This window comes from Robiginitalea sp. (assembly GCF_049588695.1).
Classification (GTDB): domain Bacteria; phylum Bacteroidota; class Bacteroidia; order Flavobacteriales; family Flavobacteriaceae; genus Robiginitalea.
Window position 1 is genome coordinate 1 of sequence record NZ_JBAVZJ010000493.1, and the last position, 5867, is coordinate 5867.

The window sequence follows — 5867 nt, forward strand, 5'->3', positions numbered from 1 at the left end:
ACCCCTGAGCGGAGAAAACAGCAATTTCAGAAAGTCCCCCCTCATTGTCCCGACGTTCTATTCTATAGGCCGGGGAAGCCTTCCCAGGGCCGATCTGTATTTTCAGATAGGTCAAAATGCTGTTTTAGATCTGGAAGTAGCCCTTCAGGAGGATGAAATCTTAAAACTTCAGGCGTCCGAATATGACTTCATCCCCCTGCAGCAGTCCTTTTCAAGAAAAACGCGTTTGTATTTCGGAACCGAACCTGAACTTAGCGGCAATTATGACATTGAGTATCGGGGAGATACCCTCCAGTATGTGAGTTTTAATTATCCCCGCCTGGAGAGTATACAGGCCAGCACTCCACCTGCGATTCCGGCAACTTTTGAAACGTATTCAGATACTGCCAGCCTGATTACCGAGTATCAAAACAGCACCCGGGTCACTTCCCTTTGGAAATGGTTTGTTATTTTAGCAGTGCTTTTTCTGATGGCCGAAATGATACTTCAAAAAACGATGCGATGAAATTATTGATCAAGTCTGCCACCATCATCGACAAATCCCAGGCCTCCCTTCATATGCAGCAAAGGGATATCCTCATTGAAAAAGGGCACATTACCTCGATCGGAAAACGTATCTCAGCAGATAAGAAGGTGAAAGTGGTGGAGCGGGAGAATCTGTATGTATCCCCGGGCTGGTTTGATAGTAGTGTAAGTTTTGGAGAACCGGGGTACGAGGAGCGGGAAACCCTCGCGAACGGCCTGGAAGTTGCCGGCAGGAGTGGTTTTACGGGAATTGTACTGAACACAAATACACAGCCCCACCCGGATACCGGCGGGGATATCGTGTTTTTAAAGGAGACCGCCAAAAGCCACTGTACAGCCCTGTTCCCAATGGGGACTGTGAGCATGGAATCCAGAGGGAAAGCGCTCTCTGAGATGTTTGATATGCACAGTGCAGGAGCCGTGGCCTTTAGCGATTATAAGAATAGCCTGGACGATCCCAACCTCCTGAAGTTAGCCCTACTATATACGCAGAATTTTCAGAGCCCGGTATATTCCTTTCCACAAGACGGTCAACTGAATCCCAAAGGTCAGATGCACGAAGGAGAAGTTTCATTAAAACTGGGTTTACGAGGCATCCCTGCACTTACGGAATCGCTCAGAGTAGCCAGGGATCTCGCTATTTTGGAATATACGGGGGGAAAACTACATATTCCCACCATTTCCACGGGAGCGGCTGTTCGCCTGATCGATGCGGCAAAAAAGAAAGGACTGGATGTGAGTTGCAGTGTGGCTGTTCACCACCTTTGGCACACCGATGCGGCTCTCGATGGATTTGATTCCGTTTTTAAAACCCTGCCCCCTCTACGCGATAAAGGTGAGGTGAAGGCATTGTTGAAGGGGTTGCGGGAAGGCGTAATCGACTACGTCACTTCTGATCACTGCCCCCTGGATGTGGAGGAAAAACGAAAGGAATTTGACCAGGCCGCTTTCGGGGCACTCGGTTTAGAAGAAACCTTTGGAGTCCTCAACACCTTATTCGGGCCTGAAATGGCAGCGGGGATTCTGGGCCGGGGCCGGGAGCGATTTGGTTTGGAAAAGACCACTATAGAAGCGGGACAACAGGCCAACCTCACCCTTTTTAATCCTTCGGCGGATTTTACCCTGACGCCAAAAGACATGTTGAGTACCTCTTCGAATTCAATGTTTATAGACGTTCCGCTAATGGGGAAAGTGTATGGCATTATCCGTGGTGATAAAACCCTTTTTTAGATGGATTCGCAGCACCCCCGGGGAAAGACAATCGCCATAGTGGCATACCTGACTATGGTGGGAGCGCTTATTGCCCTCACCATGAATGCCGAACCCAAATACGAATTTGCACGGTTTCATACCCGGCAGGCTTTCGGGCTCCATCTGGGGTTTTTAGGCTTTGCCCTTTTTCTGAGTCAGTGGTGGCACCCTTATGCCTGGATCGGTTTATACACCTGTTATTTTGTCCTTTGGATCTATGGTTTCCTCGCGGCGGTTCAGGGTCGTAAGAAATCTGTTCCCCTTGTCGGCGATTACTTTCAACGTTGGTTTTTATTTATTAAGTAATGTCTTTACACCCATCAGACAATATCCCCCTTAAACACCTGATCCGCCCGGGGTCCGGTAAAAACGGATTATCCCCTGCTTTATTTATGCTTCACGGGTACGGCAGCAATGAAGCCGATCTTTTTTCCTTTGCTGATCAGCTGCCGGAAGATCTGTTTATCGTCTCTTTCAGGGCGCCTTACGATATCCAGCCTTTTGGTCATGCGTGGTATGCCATTAATTTTGAAGGGCCTCAGGGTAAATGGAATGATATTCCCCAGGCATTGGATTCCAGGGATTTGGTGTTAAAATGTATTGATGAGGCCGTAAAAGAATACCCCCTGGATCCTGAGCGGATCAATTTACTGGGCTTTAGCCAGGGAAGCATCCTCAGTTACGCCCTGGCCCTCACCTACCCCGACCGCATCAAGTCCCTTATTGCCTTAAGCGGGTACGTCGATCCGGAAATGCTCAGTGAAAACTACGCCTCCGGCAACCTGGACAAGCTTCAGATCTACGCCTCCCACGGGCAGGTAGACCCCATAATACCTTCGGCATGGGCTCAGGAGTCTGTAGCCTTCCTTCAATCTAAGGGTATTGATGTAACCTATGAGGAATATCCCGTCGGCCATGGGGTGTCTGCGGAAAACCTCGGATCCTTTAAAGGCTGGCTTCACGGGAAGTACTGACAGGGAGGATTTCCCTTTCAGAGGGCATACTGAAAAAAACAGGGTTGGAGGATGGATCGACTGGACCTGGAAATGCCGATCCCCTATTGGCTGCGCGTATAGAGCAAATGGTTCATCAAAGTGAAATCCACACTGAGATCATCCTGAACTTCATAATTCAACAGCAGTTCCCCCCAGTATTGACCATCCGAAAAATCTACGATGATCCAACGGTGATTCAGGAGTTTTATCTTATTTAATTTAAAATCTCCGTTCATCCCTTCATAGGGCACCAACGGATTGTTTCCAGGGGTCTCATTGGTTTCCAGCAATTTGTCGGCAATATATCGTGAAGGATTCTCCAGATCCAGATGATCTGTATACGCAAGGGCATCATCGTTGTTCTCCAGGCTAAAATACTGCATGTCCTGAATTCTGAGGGTACTCTGTTTCAGCGAATCTTCGAGTTCACTGACATTTTGCCGTAAAACGTCGATTTCTGCCTCGCGGCTCTGGAGCTTTCTGGATCCACTTACAGCCAGGTACAGGGCAATGAGTGCTGCGAAAATAAAGAGGTACTGAAATAGGTTCTTTTGCATGAATTTAAAGGGTTATAGTAAGATTGTCATAAGCCAGGTGGACGTGATCGGGCAGTTCAGCATCAACTTCAGCGTGAAAACCCATCTTATGACTGATGTGGGTTAAAAAGGCGCGTTCCGGTTTTACCAGATCTATAAATGCCAGGGCTTCTTTTAAATTAAAATGGGAGTGGTGGGGTTCCTTTCGGAGTGCATTTACAACGAGTACTTCAAGGCCTTCGAGGCGTTCGATTTCCTCTGGCTGTATCGTTTTAACATCCGTCAGGTAGGCAAAGTCACCTATTCGATAACCAAAAACCTGAAGCCTGTTGTGCCATGCCTCTACGGGCGTAATCCAGTGGGGGCCCAAAGCAAAAGGCTTGCCTCGCTCTACCTCATGGATGTCCACCGCAGGAGCTCCCGGGTAGCGGTTCTCATCGGCAAAGATATAGTCAAACCTCCTTTTGAGAGATGCCAGTACACGCTTGTGCGCATAGACCGGGATATCTCCCTGTCGGAAAAAAAAGGGGCGGATGTCATCAATTCCAGCCGTGTGGTCTGCATGCTCATGTGTGAACAAAACAGCATCTAAGCGTTCGACGGGGTTTTGAAGCATTTGTTGCCTGAAATCAGGCCCGCAATCTATGACCAAATTCAGATTGTCCACCTGGACCAACACCGAAACCCTGAGGCGCTTATCCCTCGGATCGGAACTCAGGCATACGGGATCTGAGCTCCCGATTATCGGGATACCCTGCGAAGTTCCGGTACCCAAAAATGTGATCTTCAACCGCTGGTCTATTTTATCCAAATTTATAACTTATTTATTACTTGACTCGTTCAATCTTTTTACCTTTGATACTTATAAGCTCTCCATTATGGCCACCGTGCAAAAGAATGAATTTGCCTTTGAAAACGTTCCTTCCGTCAAAGCAAAGACCCTTCGCATTAATTTGAATCCAGACATTTACGGAACTTTTGCCGAAATAGGTGCCGGGCAGGAAACCGCGCGCCATTTTTTCAGGGCTGGAGGTGCATCCGGAACTATAGCCAAAGCCATGAGCGCTTACGACAAGGCTTTTAGTGATGCCATTTACGGCATTGAACACGATAGCCGCTATGTGACGCAGAGTCGCCTCAAAAAGATGCTTTCACACGAAATGCGTCTGATGGAAGAGCGGATTCCAAGGGAGGAGCACCCCGACAGGCTTTTCTTTTCGTATGCCAATACAGTGGCGACCATAGATTTTACGAAACGCTATAAGGGACACGGCTGGCTGGGAATCCGATTTCAACTGGATCCGAAACAGAAGGAATTCGATGAAATTGTATTGCATGTGCGCTTTCGCCAAAATGAGGCCCGGTTACAGCAGGAAACCCTTGGCATCATTGGTGTCAACCTGATTTATGGCGCCTTTTTTAAATACGACAAGCCGCGTAAATTGTTGAAATACCTTTATGACCATATCGACAAGGATACCCTGGAGATCGATATGATCAACTTTTCGGGACCCAATTTTTCCGAAGTCGACAACCGGCTGATGAGTCTTCAGCTCATTAAAAACGGCATGACTGATGCTGTCATGTTCGGATCAGACGGGAACAACCTGCTGCCTGCAGCGGTACTCTACAAGAAGAATATCTTGGCCTTACGCGGGAGTTTCCGCCCGGTAACCAAGGTCAATATGGACATGTTTCAAAAGTCCTATGACATCTTTATCCGGGAGCAAACCGTCAAAGAAGAAAACACCATAGTAATTTTTGAAATCACCCTTTCAAACTTAAAGGCTTCCGGAGAGATCGACGAACAGGACTTTATGGATCGGGCAGAACTGCTTTGCTCTCTGGGTCATATGGTTATGATTTCAAACTTCCAGGAGTACTTTAAGTTGGTAGAGTACTTTAACAATTACACCAAAGAGCGTATGGGCCTGACTATGGGCGTGAGTAATCTCATCGATGTGTTTGATGAGAAATACTACCGTCACCTCAGTGGTGGTATACTCGAGGCATTTGGAAAGCTCTTTTTCAAAAATCTGATTGTATACCTCTATCCGATGCGGGATCCTGAAACTGGTCGAATCCTTACCAGCAATAACATCAAGGTGCATCCTCGTATGAAGGAACTCTATAAATTCTTTAAGTACAACGGAAAGGTCATGGACATCATCGACTACGATCCAGAGGTACTTGATATTTACTCCAGGGATGTTCTGAAGAAAATTACAAATCACAAGGAGGGCTGGGAAGAAATGCTACCCGATGGTGTAGCCGCCACGATCAAAGAAAACCACCTGTTTCTTCCTAAAAAGAATAAGGCTACCCAGGAAGTTGAATAACCCCCTGAGCATCCTGCCTGAGTGAACCGTCCCTATTCCCCGTCCAGTATTTGGGCTGCGTGATCTTTAGTTTTAACCTTATCGATAACGCGTTCTACAATCCCGTTGCCATCTATAATAAAGGTTTTTCTGTGTATCCCGTCAAACTCCTTTCCCATAAACTTTTTAGGGCCCCAAACGCCAAAAGCCTCGATCACCGTGCGATCTTCGTCTGCAAGCAG

Annotated in this window: 7 protein-coding genes and 1 pseudogene; 5 read left to right on the top strand and 3 right to left on the bottom strand. The window is 47.4% G+C overall.

What is annotated here, in order from left to right; all coding sequences use genetic code 11:
• From WBV75_RS11505 to WBV75_RS11520, 4 genes and pseudogenes are all read left to right on the top strand, one after another.
• A pseudogene (locus WBV75_RS11505) lies at window positions 1-505 on the top strand (hypothetical protein); the annotation flags it as partial.
• Window positions 502-1755: a dihydroorotase gene (locus WBV75_RS11510; RefSeq protein ID WP_424120739.1), complete on the top strand. Its 1254-nt coding sequence runs from the start codon at window positions 502-504 to the stop codon at window positions 1753-1755. The pseudogene WBV75_RS11505 and the gene WBV75_RS11510, both read left to right, overlap by 4 nt.
• A complete protein-coding gene (locus WBV75_RS11515; RefSeq protein ID WP_424120740.1) occupies window positions 1756-2082 on the top strand; it encodes a hypothetical protein in 327 nt (108 codons plus the stop codon).
• Window positions 2082-2750 (top strand): alpha/beta hydrolase, encoded by a 669-nt coding sequence (locus WBV75_RS11520; protein WP_424120741.1) that lies wholly within the window; start codon window positions 2082-2084, stop codon window positions 2748-2750. The genes WBV75_RS11515 and WBV75_RS11520 overlap by 1 nt, the downstream gene beginning before the upstream one ends.
• Before the next feature lie 83 nt (window positions 2751-2833).
• Here the strand turns inward: WBV75_RS11520 and WBV75_RS11525 are convergent, their stop codons facing one another.
• Both WBV75_RS11525 and WBV75_RS11530 read right to left on the bottom strand, forming a co-directional pair.
• Window positions 2834-3328, bottom strand: a complete 495-nt coding sequence (locus tag WBV75_RS11525) for a hydrolase (protein WP_424120742.1) — start codon at window positions 3326-3328, stop codon at window positions 2834-2836.
• A gap of 4 nt (window positions 3329-3332) precedes the next feature.
• Complete coding sequence (locus tag WBV75_RS11530) at window positions 3333-4097, bottom strand: MBL fold metallo-hydrolase (RefSeq protein WP_424120745.1); 765 nt, start codon at window positions 4095-4097, stop codon at window positions 3333-3335.
• 88 nt (window positions 4098-4185) lie between these two features.
• Here WBV75_RS11530 and WBV75_RS11535 point away from each other — a divergent pair, with 88 nt between their 5' ends.
• Window positions 4186-5646 carry a TonB-dependent receptor gene (locus WBV75_RS11535; RefSeq protein WP_424120743.1) on the top strand — a complete coding sequence of 487 codons (1461 nt, stop codon included), beginning with the start codon at window positions 4186-4188 and terminating at the stop codon, window positions 5644-5646.
• A 32-nt stretch (window positions 5647-5678) separates the two neighbouring features.
• On the opposite strand, the gene WBV75_RS11540 is transcribed toward WBV75_RS11535, so the two are convergent.
• Window positions 5679-5867 (bottom strand): redoxin domain-containing protein (locus WBV75_RS11540; protein WP_424120744.1); only part of this gene is annotated, 189 nt, incomplete at its 5' end.

Bases quoted from the DNA above. Each gene is read 5' to 3' on its own strand.
- WBV75_RS11510 (WP_424120739.1), top strand. From the start codon at position 502: ATGAAATTATTGATCAAGTCTGCCACCATCATCGACAAATCCCAGGCC.
- WBV75_RS11525 (WP_424120742.1), bottom strand. From the start codon at position 3,328: ATGCAAAAGAACCTATTTCAGTACCTCTTTATTTTCGCAGCACTCATT.
- WBV75_RS11535 (WP_424120743.1), top strand. From the start codon at position 4,186: ATGGCCACCGTGCAAAAGAATGAATTTGCCTTTGAAAACGTTCCTTCC.
- WBV75_RS11515 (WP_424120740.1), top strand. From the start codon at position 1,756: ATGGATTCGCAGCACCCCCGGGGAAAGACAATCGCCATAGTGGCATAC.
- WBV75_RS11520 (WP_424120741.1), top strand. From the start codon at position 2,082: ATGTCTTTACACCCATCAGACAATATCCCCCTTAAACACCTGATCCGC.